This window comes from Gardnerella sp. KA00255 (genome assembly GCF_049244095.1).
In the GTDB taxonomy this organism is placed as follows: domain Bacteria; phylum Actinomycetota; class Actinomycetes; order Actinomycetales; family Bifidobacteriaceae; genus Bifidobacterium; species Bifidobacterium vaginale_F.
The window spans coordinates 650,985-668,903 of the sequence record NZ_CP058374.1; the positions used below are offsets into that span (position 1 = coordinate 650,985).

A 17,919-nucleotide genomic window follows, 5' to 3' on the forward strand; every position below is an offset into this window, starting at 1 on the left:
TTTCGACTTATTCAACCAATTACTCAACTTATTATTCAACAACTTACTCAACTATTGTTCAATCGATTATTAATGTAAGAATATACTACTTAATTGGTTTTTGAAAACGTCTTTCAGGAATCGGTTTCCAACGAACTATATCAGACACATTTATATACATTTCCTGAGCACCCCTGGAACCATTCGCAGCCGGATCGCGCATTATATGAAGCGTAATTCCATCAAAGTCAATTACATGCCCAATAACATCAAAATATTCAAATTTGCCATAATTAGTATTCTCTGAAGTTTTTTTGACTTTACAAGTTCTTACCACAATGCGAGATCCTGCAGGAATCTTATTCGGAATGGGCACTTCAGCAATAGGAAAACGCCTAGTAGGAACACTCATAGATGTAGCTTCCACCTTAGATTCTGCCCATGAATTTCATCATAATATTATTTTTCTTCAAGCGTAGATCATAAGAATATTCATTGTCAGAAGAAAAATCGACATTTTCATAATCTAAATTAGATGAAATCCCAATGATTTCTTCGCCATTTTTCGCCGAATCTAAAAGTTTTTCACGCCAATTTGATACAGAATCACACTCAAGCGAATCACACTCGCTATTTTTCAAAGGCGACAAACTACCTGAATCCCCAGAATCCCCAGAATCAGCCAAAGTCCCGGAATCAACCAAAGCCCCAGAATCAGACAAAGCCCCAGAAGATTCTTTATTCCTAACAGCATACTTATATTCTCGCCACGGCTGAGCTTTCGCAAAGAATTCTTTTTCAGCACTATCAGCATCCTCAGCAGAATCCTCTAACATAGTTGCAGCTTTATCTAACTCTTTAATAAGCGAGCGCAATAATATTGCAACATTATGTCTATCTTCACTTACCATTGCACGCGTGCGATTAGGATCCGTTAAAGATACGCGCGTCATATCTCTCCAAGATCCAGCAGAAAGTTGAATTGCAATATTGCGGTATTGATTATCACACAATACGTTCGCGAGCGCAGTAGATACAACATGAGGCATGTGGGAAATCAGCGCTGCAGACTTGTCGTGAATATCGTCATTAATTACTATTGCTCTATTTTTGCAAACATTCGTTATCATATGTAAAACGTTTGCTACACGCCATAGCTTTGTGTTTGAATCAACAGTTAATGCCCACAAAGCGTTATCAAGCAACTCAGCATAAGAAGATTTCCATCCAGTGAACTCACTTCCGGCCATTGGATGCGCGCCGACGTAACATTCTCCAAGATTTGCAGCTTTAACTTGATTTCGAACTATATCTTTTACGCTGCCAACGTCGCTTAGAGTTGTAACAGATTGGTCAATATTGTTTTCTAATTGTTTTAAAACACTTGGCATAGACGCTAGCGAATTACATAAAATTAATACATTAGGTTTTTTTAACGCTAGATCTTTAACACTATCTACGCATATAATTCCAGCTTCTCGCGCTTGACTATATATGTCAGTATGTCTGTTATAAGCGTAAACAGTGCAATTTTGTTTAACCAATCTTTTTGCTAAAGATCCGCCAATAAGCCCTAATCCCACAATTCCTACTGTAAATTTTGTGCTATAAGCATTTAACATATCGACTCTCAGTCCAACAAATCAACAAAACAACAAGACAATCAATTAATCAATTAACAAATTAATCAATCCACAAATAACTTAGCAACTCAACAACTCAAAGAATCAGCAAATTAGCAAATCAACAAATCACATTAATTTGCGACTCCACCGAATCTTCTATCGCGATGCGCATAACGGTCAATAGAACGCCACAATGCTTCACGATTAAAATCTGGGAATAATTCAGGCACAAAATCAAGCTCTGCATAAGATGCTTCCCAAGGCAAGAAGTTACTCGTGCGCTGCTCGCCAGATGTGCGAATCATTAAATCACAATCAGGAACATCCGGATTATACAAGTGATCAGCAATCATCTTTTCTGTAACTCGATCACCTTTTATTTTGCCTTCGCGTACTTCTTTAAGAATTGCTGAACAAGCATCTGCAATTTCTGCTCTACCGCCATAATTAATGCAAAACACTACGTCGATAGTGGAATTATTCTTCGTATATTCTTGAGCTGATTCTAATTCGTCTATTACAGACTTCCACAATCGTGGGCGCCTACCCGACCAACGAACTCTAACGCCCCAATCATTCATTTGTTTAACGCGCCTACGAATAATATCTCGCGAAAATCCCATAAGAAAATGGACTTCTTGCGGAGAACGCTTCCAGTTTTCAGTAGAAAACGTATACAAGCTTAAATATCTAACCCCAGCTTCTATAGCTCCGGCAATAATATCGAATACAACAGGCTCTGCAGCTCTATGACCTTCTGTGCGAACCATTCCTCGCTCTTGTGCCCAGCGACCATTACCATCCATAATAACGCCAATATGACGTGGCACACTGTTTTTAGGGAAAACAGGTATGCGAGAAGTGTCACTAAAAGGAGCAGCAGGAATCTCCAGAGAAGCGTAATCAACATTTTCAAAAGCCATAATTATTAATTCAACAACTCCATAGAACTAACTACACACTAGAAACAATGCATTATAAGCATTATTAAAAGATGTACGCAATATTATCATCGAAACTATTATTCACCTAAATTTTGCTCTGACAATCACCAATACCATTATTTACATCACTCACAGCAAACCTCCAAACCTAACACTTACAGTTAAAATATTGCTATCAACTATCACACATAAACAATCAGCCAGCACAATAAGCCAGCACAACTGACTACGCGATAGCCGACATAAATTGTTTAACGAACCTGTCAGATATTATACGTAAGCAAAGCATAAATTAATTCACACAAAAATACGTAAATTTATGCCATACAAAACTTTTAACATGCGAAAACACTACTTATTACTTACTATTTTCGCTAAAAACTATCTGAAAAATTCATAGAACGAATAGGACGCTCGAGATAATATTCACACCAACATTTCACACAATTAACAACTTCGTCGTCTAAAACACTGCCGTCAAGATTATTCCAGTCACCTTGAATTAGAGCACGAATTTTACAACGAGACTCATCGCTACAGCGCAAAGATTCAGCAGAACAATCAGCCACGCACGTAATACCGCCTAAAGCTGGGCTAAAATACTTAAGATTTTCATTCGTTCCGCAAACTGCGCAAGAAGTAATACGAGGCGACCAACCTGCAATACATAATGCACGCATTACATATGACAATCCTATTTCTTCAGGAGAATGCACGCCTCTAGAAAGCGCAGACAAGGCAGCTATAAGCAAAGAATATTGCGAAGACGTATCTTGATAAGAATCATTAACAATATAGTCAATAACTTCAACCATTAAATTTGCGTATTTATAAGAATCGTAATTAGCGCAAATCGACGCCGCGTAAGTAGATAAAGAAACAGCTTGAGAAATCACATCAAGAGACTTACCTTTAGCAATCAGCATATTTACTCGCATAAAAGGCTCAAGTCTTCCACCAAAACGCGATTTTAAGCGGCGAACTCCTTTGGCAACAGCTCTAACTTTCCCATGATTGCGCGTAAGCATAACCACAATACGATCTGCCTCACCAAGAGGAAAAGTGCGAAGAACTACAGCTTCATCATTATATAATGGCATATTTTCTGCTTACTTCTTAAGTAACGCTTTATCTTAAGTAATACTTTTTATCTTAAGTACGCTTTATCTTAAATAACGCTTTCAATTACTATTAGGAAACTATATGAATCTATACCAATCTATATGAATTCTTTAATCCTATCAGTTCTCGCTATCTGAATCAGAATCATCAGAAGAATCGTCAAATGATCCAAGCTTATTCATTATCGGGAACGACAAGTCAGGAATATCTAAATTCAGACTTTGACTTTGGTTAAAATCAAAGGAATTCCTAACAGGAATATCAGGCAATCCATCAGAAGCAGAAGACGCATCCTTAGAAGCATCCGCCTTAGAAGCAGAAACAGCACCTAAAGCAGAACCAGCAGTGAAACTTGTAGGAAACTCAGGAGGCAAAGCTGCAGCAGAATCTGAATTTCTATTAACAGTTTTCTCATCAATATTATGCGAAACTGAACTCCTCTTAGGAGCTGGAGGGAATGCTGGAGGCAACGGAGCAGACGCTTTATGAAGATTAGACAACACGGTTGCGCTCTGAATCATGTCATCACCAGTATCAGAAGAATCGTCATCATCATGTTTGACTGGAGCAAAAATACTTTGCTTTTCAGGAGAAGCAGATTCAGAAGCACTGGAAGAACGCGCAAAACTGCTCAACAAATCTGAACCAGAATTATTTTCTTTAGACAAGTCGGATTCAGAATCACCAAAAAGCGCAGAAGTACCGAGAATAGTAGGCTCAGCATGACCCTTACTTTCGTCACTTTCGTTACTTTCCTTACTTTCAGCACTTTGAGTAGCGGCGAACGATGGTAAATCTGAATTATTTGAATTAGCTTTATTTAAATCAGAATCTAAATCAGAATTTAAAGAATCTAAATCAGAAGAATTATTTTTCTTTACTAAAGAAGATAAATCAAACGAAGACTGCGGTTTTTCTTCAGAATCAGACGCGCTGTAGGAATCAGACGCGCTGTAGGAACCAGAATCACTACGCAAATCAGAAGCGCTAATATCAAAATCTTTAGAAATACGCTCATATGATTCAATCTTGCTTAATACTCTAATGCAAGAATTCAAATAATAGTCAACCTGACGCTCATCATATCCACGCTTGCCAACACGCTGAGTGAAAACAACATCTGAAACAAAATCATCTGTGATTTCTTTAAGAATATCCTCGTCAGTATCCCACGAAGCACGATGACCTAATGAAATAGCAATCTTATCTAAGATTTGATTAACTAATTCATCTACCTGAATGCGATCATAAGAAGGATGCTTTGGTTCGCCTGGGGCAAAACGTTGACGCTCTGCGCGCTTAGCATGCTTAAGCAAAGTCCTATAAATATCTTCAATCTCAGCTTTCCATACGACTCTGCCGCGATGCATAATATCGTATTCTGTAGCTTTATCGACTACTGCATTTTCCAAGCGAGATAAAGTTGCGTCTACTTGCGAAATAACATAACCATCTCGTTCTAAATCAAAAGATACTTCTTGAATATCTTTCTGAGTCAAGTCCATATTGTCGCTCACGTACAATTTGTGAGCACGCTCAAGAAATTCATTAACTTGAGATACGTTATAACCAAACTTACGCTTTCCAACTCGTTCCATACCTGAAACCTTACGAGCGGTGTTGGGTTTCTGAGCCATCGACGATTGACCTCCTGCGTAAATAATCCTATCTGCTATACTTTACGCGATTGTTTCGACGCGCGCCACAACACACAGTCGGCTATTATTGTATTCATGGCTCAATTTCCATCTTTCGCAAATATTTTTAAACGCGCAACGCAAAAAAGCATAATAATTGCTAAATCATGCATTACATCAATTTCGCAATATATTTTTCAACATTCAATTAGATATTTTGCTGGAATAATTGCTGTAGCAGTCGCAATACTCGCTCTTATGCTTCCTAGCGCGTACGTTATTGAAGAACCTGGCCCAACTCAAGACGTTTTAAGCGATATTAATGGATTAAAAATTATAGATATAGAAAATTCAGAAACAAAAAAGTCAGAAATCAAAGATTCCAAAAAATCAGATTCCCAAAAGTCTGATATCAAAAATTCCTATATCAAAGATTCCAAAAAAACTGGAAAATTATTACTTGTAACAGTTGGAACTTCAGGAGTGCCTGGATACGAAACAACAACTTTCAACGCAATAAAAGCATGGCTGAATCCAGAACGAACACTTGATCCTAGAGAAGCAATAGTCCCAATCGGTCAAACAGAAGATCAATATGAAAAAGAATCAAATGAAGAAATGACTTCATCTCAAGATTCCGCAATAAAAGCTGCAAAAATCGAGGCGAAAAAACTAGGACTTTCAACTACTAATAAGAAAATATCCTTACATATTGAAGACATTGGCGGACCTTCAGCAGGAATGATATACAGTCTCGGAATACTAAATAAAATAAACAAATACGACATAACAGGCGGAAAAACAATTGCTGGAACTGGAACAATTGACGAAAAAGGAAATGTTGGAGCAATAGGCGGAATCCAATTAAAAATGTTGGGAGCAAAACGAGACGGTGCGACTTGGTTCTTGGCTCCAGAATCTAATTGCGACGAAGTTGAAGGACATATCCCCTCTGGATTAAAAGTTGTGAAAGTAGCAACACTTGATGATGCGTGGAAAGCTCTCGAAGCTATAAGATCTGGGAAAAATGTGAAAAATCTTCCATCCTGCAGCTCAAAAATTAGGTAATAAATAAAAATAGAAACCGAAATATAGCTAAAAACAAAAAATATAGCTAAAAATAAAACTAAAAACAAAACACGAAATAAAAATATTTCGACACCAGCTTGACTCTAGTACATACCCTCATGTATCTTATTTCAAGCGGGCGATTAGCTCAGCTGGCTAGAGCGCCACCTTTACACGGTGGATGTCGGGGGTTCGAGTCCCTCATCGCCCACTTTCCGCTTTCATTGAATTTCTCTAACGTTCAGCTCGACGAATCAACATTCCAGGCTCATAAATTATGATTGACCTGCCTTTGCGTTTAATCCATCCTCTGTTAACAAAATCCATCAATGCTTTATTAACAGTTTCACGAGATGATCCAACTAATTGAGCTAATTCTTCTTGAGTTAAATCGTAAGGAACTAACAAGCCTTCACGAACAGGCTTTCCAAAGCGAGAAGCCAAATTTAGTATAGTTTTAGCTAAACGTGCAGGAACATCCATAAAAACTAAATCTGAAATATGCTCATTATTAGCGCGAAGTCTTGCTGCCAAAACCTGCAACATACTCACAGCAACCTTAGGATGCTTGCCAAGCCAATCAAAAAGCACATCGTGTTCCACCCACAATACGCGCGTATTATCCACTAAAGCAATAGCTGAGGCAGTTCTAGGACCTCCAGCAGGATCAAAAACCGGGATTTCACCAATAATTTCGCCATTAGTATGAATGCTCAATAACTGGACACGACTATCGCGAGAATGTCTGACTAGCTTAACACGACCTCGCTCAAGCAAGTACATTCTGTGATCTTTATCTCCCTCGCTAAAAATCACTTCGCCTTTTTCATAAATAGATTGCCTCAAATTTTCGAACAACTCACGAGCTTCATCCAAAGGAACATGCTTAAACAAAGTGGTATGAGACAAAGGCAAATCTTCCGACGCGATATTAAGATCCGTGCTATCAAATGCCACAATCACCCTCCTAACTTTTAAGCAGCTACCACCATTGGGCTACCTAACCATTGGGTCCCCTAATCATTGGACTACCGCATCATTGGACTATCTGTTAAAGATATAGCGTAGCAAATAAAAAACATACACGCCAACTTGCCTGAGCTAAATGATACTAACTGCTTGGGCAGCACCCACGAATTACTTGCGACAACTTGCCTGAGCTTACTTTTTTGAATTAAGCTCAATCTCACTCATCGCGAATACAAAGGCAGAGCAAGGCTCACAGTAGTCCCCTGCCCAGGTCTACTCCATAAAGTGATGCTACCGTTATGAGTTAAAGCTACATGCTTTGCAATCGCCAAACCTAAGCCAACTCCTTCTTGACTACGATTATTTTGATTATTAGATCTATAAAAACGTTCGAAAATACGCGATTGATTCTCTAAAGGAATACCAGCTCCGCAATCAACAACTCTAATAACAGCATAGTTTCCATCGCTAGATTTCTTTGCAGAAACAGAAACAACACTATTTTCGCGAGAATAAATAATCGCATTCTCAACTAATTTACGGATAGCGGCACAAATTTGATCAGCATAACCTGAAACTTTCAAAGAAGAATCAGATTCTATCTTCACTTTTACATTGCAATCTAAGGCCAAAGGTGAAACTTGCTTTTGAACTTCATTCAACTCGTTTTCAATAGACAAAACATTGGAATCATCTGGATTTATAGGATTCTGCGCTCGCATTAAGAGCAGTAAATCTTCCAGCATATGCTCAAGTCTCTTAGAAGATTTACCAGTAGAACGAGCGATATCCTTTATTTTTTCTGTACTAACATTTTCATTTTGTAAAACATTAGTCAGATTAGAAAGCGTGCGCGTTGAACTAATAAGCTGCTGGGAAACATTCTCAATGAAATCTTCGCGTGTTTGCGCAAAACGATGTGCTGCACTCGTATCTTCAATAATTACGACTACAATACCTTTGCCGACCGCGCCAACAGTAACAGTAAGCCAATTAGGTCTTGTGATTGTGGCAGCGCTAGTTTTTAAGGAGTTTGCTGTATTTAAAGAGGAATTGGTGTTAGAAAGATTTGCGCTAGAAGGATCGACGTTAGAAGGATTGGCAGTTCCATTTGGAAAATCAGCATTAGACGAATTAGACGTATTAGACGTATTAGACAAGAAAGCAGAAGTCGGATCTTCCTCAATCGTAATATATTTAGCAGGAGTAGAAGTGACAATCGAAAAACGCTCACTTCCGCCTTTCTTACGTACAACGCTTATTGCATCAAGAACGCGCGGCTGTACGATAGCATCATCAACCACAACTCCAAGAGTATAGGCTTGGGAGCTAGCGCGAATAACTTCATCATCTGAATCAACAACAATTGTCGCAGTATGCAACATAGCGAGAACAAATTGCGCATCATTACTCACATCATCTGAAACATTATCGCGATCAGATAATTTAGTGCGCCTAACTGATATAAATCTAAATAAATTATTAAATCTTATATTCTGCACATTAATTTTGGAGAATTTGCAAAAAATCCAACGAAAAATGCCACGGAAAATGCCAGCAACGTAATCTGCCATCAGCATAAAAAGCCCAAGCAGCACGCATAAAGCAAGCACTGCGAATGCTATGAAAACCAATGTAGAAGAATCAATAGGCATAATATAATAATCTCATATTTCTTTTCATATTGCTATTGATTAATTATCACTTGCTGCGTTGTTGCACGTTCTTTCACGTCGCATATTGCAAGCTTAGTTTATAATGAATAAGTACGTCTGCATATAAGGATGTTTGCAAACCAAAGAAAGGACTAACCATGCGAGTGATTTTCAACGAAGAGATGAAAGCAGTAGCTACAAACCTCGAACAAATGGCTGAGCTTGTGTCGCGTGCTATGAATGATGCCGGAAGCGCGTTAGTCAATGAAGATTTGGACGCCGCGCAAACCGTAATAGACAGGGATGCAGATTTAGACGCTTTGGAAGCAAACACTATTGACCAATGCCTGGTTTTGCTAGCAAGACAGAACCCAGTTGCAACAGATTTACGAGAAGTCGTGGCTACTATGCGATTGGCGGCGACATTTGAACGCATGGGTGATTTAACGAGTCACATAGCACAAATTGCAAGACGAACATGGCCAGATTCTGCAATCTCAGAAGAATCGCGCGAAACAATAGTAGAGATGATTGACTTTTTGAAAGAGCTTTCCGTACGCTTAACAACCATGATTTCTAAGCGCGATGTGAAAATAGCGGAGTCAATTATTGCAGGCGATGACAAGCTTGATAAATTACATGAAAAGATTTTTGAACTCGTAGAAAGCAAAAATTGGAGCGGCACACGCAGACAGCTAATTGACGTTGTACTGCTTAGTCGATTTATTGAGCGAATTGGCGACCATTGCGTGGCAGCTGCGCGACAGGTCGTGTTTATTGTTTCAGGATTTGACCCAACGAAAAAGCCGGAGCCAGATAAAGACACTGTTGTTTCGTGAGCTTGTTGTAACACGCGAGCTTATCCGCGAGCGATACATTTTGTTTACTTAGGCGCGCTCTGACCAAGCGTGAAATTATTGGGATTTCAGACTCAGTCAAAGCGGAAACCAAAATGCTCCCCACTTTCAATCGAAAATGAGGAGCATTTTAGTTTATTAAATTATCTGATTAACTGTTCATACCCATTTGATTACTTCTCGCTACTGGCATGAATCTTCACGCGGCGGGAAATCGCAGCAACTGCACTAGCAGCAAACAACGCTACAACAAGCATGCACACTGGAATCAAATCAACACCAGTCTTGCCCATCGCAGAATTATTAGCGCTCTTAGCAGCAGCAGACTTACCACCATCAGAAGAGTTCGCGTCAGCACCATTTGCGGCAGCACCATTCGCGTTAGCACCATTCGCGGCACTTGCGTTGCCATTCGCGTCAGCGGAACCGTCATCTTCATTCAATTCCTTATCAGAATCATCCTTTGAGGACGACTTCGAATTATTACTTGAATTGCCGCCAGCAGTGAAGGATCTTCCGCCACGATTGCCAGCATTGTTAGCACTGCGGTTAGAGCTGTGGCTGCCACCGTTGTTACCTCCGCGGCTATTGCCGTTGGCACTACCGCTAGCATTACCACTAGTGCTGCCGCCGCTCTTTCCACTACCATTACCGTGACCTGTGCCGCCTTCGTTATTACCAGCGTTACCAGCGCTACCAGTATTACCGGAATTACCGTTATTACCAGCGTTACCGCTACCATTCTGGTTCTGATTATTCTGATTATTCTGATTATTCTGATTATCAGAATCAGTTTGGCTGCCACTATCAGAAGAAGTAGAGGAAGATACAGATACCTCTCCAGAAGCAATCTGGTTACCATTTGCATCCATAAGTAAGATTGTGTGCTTACCTGAATATCCGCTAGGAATCAAAGCCTTGAAATAGTACTTACCATTCTCATTAGTATGCACTGTCACATATTCATGACCATCTTCACCCTTAAGATCCTTAGGATCAGAGTAAATGAACGCATACATGCGAGCATCGGCTTTGGCTTTCTTCAAAGCTTCAGGCTGTCCAGAAACATAAACATTTACTTCCTTTCCAGCTGTAACATTCTTGGTTTCTAAGCCAGCAATAGACTTTGAGATCTTCTCTGTAGAAGCTGGAGGAATTGGGGCAGAATCAGTTTGAGTTGATTCATCCTTGGTTCCTGGATTCTTTGGCTTAGATGGATCCTCGCCAGGCTTCTTTGGATTCTCGCCAGGCTTCTTTGGATCTTGACCAGGATTAGACGGGTTCTCACCAGGCTTCACGCCATTCTTCACCGTGAATGTATATGCAGTAGCTCCCTTTGCATTATCACTTGTGGCGCTTGCTGTATTACCGGCAAAATCGGTCGCCTCAATAGTAATAGTGTGAGTACCATCAGCCAACTTATTAGTAGGAATCTTCAACGTTAATGTTGTAGAACCCGGCTTATCTGGAGTTGGATTATCGTTAACCTTAGAAACATCCACTAATGTGTTCTCTACTGCTGTAGTTGGAAGATAATTTTCTGTATACGCTACTGGACTACCATCAACCATAACGCGCAAAGACTTCAAATTATCATCTTTTGCTTTAACAGTAATTTCGTGACCATCAGCAATTTCTTCACCTTCAGCCAAACCTGCTTCAACAGTAGGATCAACTTCGTCGAGAACAACTGGAATCACACCGAACACATGAGATTCCAGTTGGTCACTCAAATGCAATAGAACTTTATCACCATTGTTTACTGGAATGTCAGTTGAGAATTGGCGACGAGTTGTTTCTTTACCATTCGTATTCAAAGTGTAGAAATCACCAACGGAATCGTTGTTAATTCGCAAACTTTGACCGAAAGCATCATCTGATACATTTCCACTGAAAGTCACAGTGTCACGATTGGTGAACAACGTGTGACCATACAGTTTTGGAGTATCGAAATGTGCTGTTGGAGGCGTAACGTCGAAGTAGAATGCTGCAGGAGTATCGATTACATTCGTTTCATCGTCTTCATCAGCATCTTCGTCAGTTGGTTTAGTGTTCACCTGCAAGCGGAAATCATTTATACCCGGATGCATTGGAAGCTTCACACTAAACTTTCCGTTCTTAATCTCAGCACGTAATTGGTTTGGAGTTACAAGCTTCTTAGTTGCAGCATCAAAACGCGAAGCTGGAGTAAACACCACGCTAGTCACCTTGGAACTCACATCACCTTGAGCAACAAAGTAATCAGAGCCAATAACGTCTGGGCCATAATTCTTCTTACGAATTAACCACGCATAAGAACCCATAGGTCCAGCATTAGTAAGCACGAAATCTTTTGTTGCAGCTGCAGGTTTAGCGTCAGGAGTTGAACGACCAGCGAGAGCCAAACCTATAGTTGTAGTGTTTTCAGCAGAATCAGTAGCTACAAGAGTTACCATAACAGCTTTAGCGGCAGGAGTAATAACTGTGCTAAATTTACCATCTGAACCAATCTTAACTTCTTCTTTTACTTGCTTACTAGTTGAAGAAGCATTTGCATTCTCCACATTAGTACTAATACTATTCTGAGAAGTTGTATTAGCACCAGAAACAGCTTTAGCAGTAGAACCAGAAGCAGAGCCAGAAGCGCGATTGTTTACAGAACCAGCAACCGCATTAGCTGGAGTAGTGTTGTCAGCAGCCTTTTGATAATTAAGCGTTAGCTTTACAGTATCTCCAGGAGTGTCAGTTACTTTACCAGCAATTGTTACTTTACCATCTGCGGCTACAGGCAAATTACCCTTGTTGTCAAGACCATCAACAGTAATCTTAGGCGTTTGCGCATTGAACGTTAGCTTAAGTTTCTTATTGCCAATACGGTCATCTTTACTATTAAAAGCTTTAAGCATCACAGTATTTTCGCCATTTTTCAGTGGCACAAACGCGTAGAAAGTATTCTCACCCTTGCGCTTTTTAGCTAATTTGACTTCCTGCCTCTGACCATCTTTAGGAGTCACAAAAGCTTTTATAGAAGCAACATCTTCAGTGAGATATCCTTCAAGATAGAACTTACCATTAATATCTGGATTAGTCTTACTTTCTTCTAACTGATCTGCTTTAATTTGCTTAGAAGTAAGTTTTTGTTCGTTTGGAATAATAAACTTCTTGTTCTTCTCAGCTTTTCCTGAACCATTCGGGACATATGTGTCGAATACCTTCTTAACCTCAGTTGGATTCATAGCATTGTCTCGAACAAGCACATCTATGTATTGAGCTTCATTACCAATGTGAATAGAGCTGCACACTCGCGTACGAGTTGCTTCATTCAACGGGCATTGAGTGTCTTCATCACCATAGTTCAAAGCATCCTTTACACCAGGAAGATGAATAGTTGGCACGCCAGGATCAGGACTCAATTCATCACTAATAACAATCTTCACATTGCCTTTATCATCACGATCAGATACTGTGACCTTAGGTCCATGATTATCGATTGCTACCTTCATATCGTAAGTTTGCCAATCAAACTTATCTCCTAAGCGAGCTTGAATACGATACGTGTACCATCCATCAGGAAGAATGTCAAACCTACTTGTTTTTGGATTCCACACAGTTCCGTCAAAATTTCCAGCTAAGCCATCGGTTGCTCCAGCATTAGAAATAGTAGAACGATTCACGTTGTGTTCTGTTCCAAGAACAATCTTAGTTTTATTATGAGAATCCAATACAGAATACTTTATGTCAGATGCACCGCGGAATATAGCCATAGATGGAACAACATAATCCATCCAACCATCTTTATTTGCAGGTGAAAATTCGCCAAGTACATAAGGCTTCGTTTCATTATTAACCGGAAGTTTACCCATAAAACCAGCTTCAGAAAGCAATGATGTCGTAAGATCACTATGTTTTGCATTATAGCTTTCTCCCGGTTTTACCATTATAGGTTCATCATTCCAGTCGCCAACAAAACCAAGATATGGCACAGAAACATCTGGCTGAGTATCAGTAAGCGATTCAAATCGCACCCAACCTTCAATATAATGATTGCCTTTAGAACGATCTGGGCTTAACGTAAACTTAACATCAGCGGTTTTGCCAGGCTTTACCGTAACTCCACGCGTTTTTGACTGCAAGGTTTCAGTATTACTAATAGAGGTTACTGTATCTTTATTGGCCTCATTAGACTCATTTACAACTTCCTGATCTGGGACAGCAAATTTTACTGGCTTCTTACCATAATTATGTAAAGTAACCGTAAACTCGCGATTAGAATTCACGTTTTTAAGAGCCACATACGAATTGCCGTTTACTGTTGCAATCACGTCAGTAGCAACAGCTTTATCTACCTGAGCTAAGCCAGCACCGATTTGACGAGGAGCGTAAGGAATTTTCTTACTACCTGCAGAATCTTTATGTCCAATAATACTTGCTGTATTCATTAATGCTTGGCTTACACGGGTAGCCATTTCAGACTTTTTAAGCTTAGGGAAACGATTCTTATAGCTTTCCATCACCAACGCTGAAAGACCGGAAACGTTTGGAGCAGCCATGGAAGTACCAGACATGCTGGTGTACTTATTTCCGTTCTGCGTAGACCAAACATTACCACCGATACCAGCAATTTGAGGCTTAAAATCAAATTCTGGAGTTGGACCCCAAGAAGTAAAGCTAGAAGGCTTTCCATCATCCGGATTGGCGATAGTAACGAATTTTTCAGTGAAAGCTATCTTTACTTTCTCACCCTTATCTAATGCTGCTTTGATTTCCAATGCATAAGAACGAGGAATAGACGCACCGAAGCAATTCTTGATTTTTTCCAATCCACCCATTCCTATGAATAAGGATGAATCCTTGTCGTGATTGTAAACAATCACACCTTTAGCACCTTTAGAAATCGCATTCTTAAACTTTTCCGTAAAAGTAATGCCACCACGTTCTACAAGAGCATACTTATCTTTAAGATCAAGATCTTTAACATCAGTTGTAGTAGCTTTTTTAGCATCCACAAGTTCATGCTGAGATATTGCATCTGTTAAAGAACCAATAGAATAGCTGTACGGCAGAGTATGTGATTTGCCATCATTTCCAACCCAATTTGCAGACTGCTGAGTAATGTTGGAATTTTCTACAGAAGCAACGCTGAAAGCAGAAGGATAAGAAGATGGAGAACCAATAGTTGCATCATCCCACTTGCCTAAACTATCGTCTATGCCACCACTTTCAGAGAAGTTCAAGCCGGAATTTCCTGCAGAAATAACTGGAAGCGCGCCAGCTTCGCGAGCTTTCTTTAACGCGACACTAGTAGCACTTGACGTTCCGCCGAAACCGTTATCTGAGCCAAGAGACATGTTAATAACGTCTGCACCAAGCTTTACAGAATCTTCGATTGCAGCAACAATATCAACATCACGAGCTCCCTTCGAACCCGGCACGTTTGAGAAGACTTTCATAGCGAGCAGCTGAGCGTTTGGAGCTATGCCATCAACACGATGATTTTCAGATGCGGGAGCACCATTCTCATCGCCGTTAGCAGCCACAATACCGGCAACGTGCATACCGTGCTGTTCACCTTTAGCGTCTGTGAAATTAGTATTTTCATCAGCGTAATTGTAACCTGCAGGAACTTTGTCTGTTGTATTTCCTTGACCAGTTGGCTTCAAGCGAAGATTCTTTTTTGCTGAAGCGTCAAGCTTCATATCTTTATGAGTTGGATCGATGCCCGTATCGATAATAGAAACAAGCATTCCGGTTCCATCGAGGTGATGCTTTTTAAACACCGTCTGCACGCCTTGTAAATCGCGAGCATAATTTTCCATTGGATGATATAAACGTTCTTTTGCAACAGAAACTACACCTGGCTCACGCAGCAAATCTTGAACGTGCTTTTCAGGAAGAGTAGCTTCAAAAGCGCTCATCAAATAACCAACTTGGCGACGAACAGTCATATCGTACTTTGACTTTACGCGATTAATTAAAACATTCTGCTCATGAATGTTGGCTTTTTCGTTAGCATCCGTGAGTTGCGTATGATTATTTCTCAACGTAACAACAACAGTCACTTGAGCATTTGAATTTTTATTAAATTGATCTTTTTTACTGTAATTCTCAAAAGCTTTAGCAAGAGTTGGATTAACATGGCGTAAATCTTTTATAGACTTAATCTCGCTATTTGCCTTTAAAGATGAATCAAGCATCTTAGAAACAGGTGCGTTGTCATCTTTTTTAGTCGCATCTTTAGCATTTGCCGCATAAGCCGATGATCCAGCAAGCGGTACCATAAGCGTCGCCGCAGCCACGCTTAATGCTGCTAAACGAGTCAGATATGACGTTCGTTTGAACTTCATAGCAATCTCCTCTCGAATGGGTATGAACATATTTTCATAACGAAATGCTGGCTAACTCTTGGCTAGCTGGCACTGGCTTAATCAGTTAGTGCTGGCTTAATCAGCTAGTGCCGGCTAATGCTGGCTTATTTGCTAAATCAGCTAAACCGGAAAACCGGCGAAACCAGCGAAAGTGTTGCAAACAATTTCGCATTACTCGTACAAAACCTAAACAACACTTCGAAAGTCGCACCCACATCAGTTATGAAAATATATTTTCGGAACAATAGCACCAATCTTTAAGAAGAAAATTTTCTAGTCCAATATTTGGTCATTGCAAAAATATCATTAAACGGGATTTATTACTTCAAAATGGCGTATTTTAGCCAATTTCTACTAACATGTATGTAATTAAGAAATGATTAAAAAATACTTTGTTAACATTTAATTTACTTAATATACGAAAAAAATTCCATTATTTGGATACTTATTACCGTTGAAACAATGAGGTAAAGACAGTATAATATTACAAAATAGTCTTATATGACCCAAAAAACGCTACATACTTTACAAAAAATATTACTTTCTCAAAAATAACAATAATCGTAAAAATTCCTTTACCAATGCCCTGTAAATCGGCTTACAAAACACGCTACCTAAGTAAACAAAACCAAGAACACCACCCCGAGTTTGTTTACCAACACGCACTGTAAGTAAACAAAACCAAGCAACCCTTCTTGCTTTTATTTACTTACGCTCGCTTGTTAGCTCTCAACGTACCAATGAAAATAAAACGTAAACAAAAAAATAGGCCTGCAAATTAATTGCAGACCTACTTTTACTTTAAAAGCTAACTTAAGCAGCTAAAAGCTAACTTAAGCAGCTAAAAGCTAACTTAAGCGCTCCAAATCCAGCTTAATCGCCAAATCCAGCTTAATCAGAATCTCACTTCTGACCCTGAGCAGCCACGGCAGCAGCACCAGCAGCAGCAGCTTCTGGATCCAAATACTCACCGCGAGGCTTAATCGGCTTGAAGTTCTCATCCAACTCGTAAAGCAGAGGAATAGCGGTTGGAATATTCACCTTGGAAATCTCCTCCTCGCTCAAGTTGTCAAGCATCTTAACGATTGCGCGCAAGCTGTTGCCGTGAGCAGCAATCATCACAGTCTTGCCAGACTTAAGCTCTGGAATAATATCCGATTCCCAGTAAGGAGTTACGCGAGTCACAACGTTTGCCAAAGCTTCAGTTTCTGGAACTGGGTCGCCTGCGTAACGAGGATCATTCGTCTGAGAATACTCGTCGTTTGGATCAATCTCAGGAGGTGGAGTTGCGTAAGAACGACGCCAAATCATGAACTTCTCATCGCCATATTCCTGACGAATCTCAGACTTGTTCTTGCCTTGCAAAGCACCGTAATGACGCTCGTTCAAACGCCAGCTACGACGAACTGGAATCCACAAGCGGTCGGCTGCATCAAGCGCGTAATTCGCGGTATTGATAGCGCGACGAAGCAAAGAAGTGAACACGATGTCTGGAAGAACGTTCTTCTCTTTAAGAAGCTCGCCACCATGCTTAGCTTCCTCGACACCTTGCTCAGTCAGCGGTACATCAACCCAACCAGTGAACTGATTGGTCTTATTCCATGCGCTCTGACCATGTCGGAGCAATACTAATTTATATGTCATAATTACCTAGTCTATTCGTTTCGTACGACTACTTACAAAAAGTAAACAAACACGAAAAATTTAATCAAAAAAGTC

General features: G+C 39.9%; 11 protein-coding genes and 1 tRNA gene. 3 read left to right on the forward strand and 9 right to left on the reverse strand.

Annotated features, from left to right (window positions below; all coding sequences use genetic code 11):
• Positions 1-85: 85 nt before the first annotated feature.
• The 5 genes from HXT51_RS02650 to HXT51_RS02670 form a co-directional block, all read right to left on the reverse strand.
• Positions 86-391 carry a DUF6725 family protein gene (locus HXT51_RS02650; protein WP_421776717.1) on the reverse strand — a complete coding sequence of 102 codons (306 nt, stop codon included), beginning with the start codon at positions 389-391 and terminating at the stop codon, positions 86-88.
• 16 nt (positions 392-407) lie between these two features.
• Positions 408-1,601, reverse strand: a complete 1,194-nt coding sequence (locus HXT51_RS02655; protein ID WP_421776718.1) for a prephenate dehydrogenase — start codon at positions 1,599-1,601, stop codon at positions 408-410.
• A gap of 134 nt (positions 1,602-1,735) precedes the next feature.
• Entirely contained in the window at positions 1,736-2,527 is a 792-nt protein-coding gene (locus HXT51_RS02660) for an isoprenyl transferase (protein WP_415692528.1), read from the reverse strand.
• A gap of 395 nt (positions 2,528-2,922) precedes the next feature.
• A complete protein-coding gene (recO, locus tag HXT51_RS02665; RefSeq protein ID WP_421776719.1) occupies positions 2,923-3,648 on the reverse strand; it encodes a DNA repair protein RecO in 726 nt (241 codons plus the stop codon).
• Positions 3,649-3,789: 141 nt separating this feature from the next.
• Complete coding sequence (locus HXT51_RS02670; RefSeq protein WP_421776720.1) at positions 3,790-5,307, reverse strand: DivIVA domain-containing protein; 1,518 nt, start codon at positions 5,305-5,307, stop codon at positions 3,790-3,792.
• Positions 5,308-5,403: 96 nt separating this feature from the next.
• On the opposite strand from HXT51_RS02670, the gene HXT51_RS02675 reads away from it, so the two are divergent.
• Entirely contained in the window at positions 5,404-6,375 is a 972-nt protein-coding gene (locus HXT51_RS02675; protein WP_421776721.1) for a PDZ domain-containing protein, read from the forward strand.
• A 137-nt stretch (positions 6,376-6,512) separates the two neighbouring features.
• Positions 6,513-6,586, forward strand: a tRNA-Val gene (locus tag HXT51_RS02680).
• Positions 6,587-6,609: 23 nt separating this feature from the next.
• Here HXT51_RS02680 and HXT51_RS02685 read toward each other — a convergent pair.
• Together HXT51_RS02685 and HXT51_RS02690 are read right to left on the reverse strand one after the other, a co-directional pair.
• Positions 6,610-7,332, reverse strand: coding sequence for a Crp/Fnr family transcriptional regulator (locus HXT51_RS02685; RefSeq protein WP_180978614.1), 723 nt, complete (start codon positions 7,330-7,332; stop codon positions 6,610-6,612).
• 233 nt (positions 7,333-7,565) lie between these two features.
• Positions 7,566-8,999: a sensor histidine kinase gene (locus HXT51_RS02690; protein ID WP_421776722.1), complete on the reverse strand. Its 1,434-nt coding sequence runs from the start codon at positions 8,997-8,999 to the stop codon at positions 7,566-7,568.
• A gap of 158 nt (positions 9,000-9,157) precedes the next feature.
• Between HXT51_RS02690 and phoU the strand changes: the two genes are divergently transcribed.
• Positions 9,158-9,838: a phosphate signaling complex protein PhoU gene (gene phoU, locus HXT51_RS02695; protein ID WP_421776723.1), complete on the forward strand. Its 681-nt coding sequence runs from the start codon at positions 9,158-9,160 to the stop codon at positions 9,836-9,838.
• Between the two features lie 191 nt (positions 9,839-10,029).
• On the opposite strand, the gene HXT51_RS02700 is transcribed toward phoU, so the two are convergent.
• Together HXT51_RS02700 and HXT51_RS02705 are read right to left on the reverse strand one after the other, a co-directional pair.
• Positions 10,030-16,179, reverse strand: coding sequence for a S8 family serine peptidase (locus tag HXT51_RS02700; protein WP_421776724.1), 6,150 nt, complete (start codon positions 16,177-16,179; stop codon positions 10,030-10,032).
• Positions 16,180-17,103: 924 nt separating this feature from the next.
• The gene (locus HXT51_RS02705; RefSeq protein WP_004112459.1) at positions 17,104-17,844 is read right to left on the reverse strand and encodes a phosphoglyceromutase; all 741 of its coding nucleotides are present in this window, start codon (positions 17,842-17,844) and stop codon (positions 17,104-17,106) included.
• Positions 17,845-17,919: the final 75 nt, after the last annotated feature.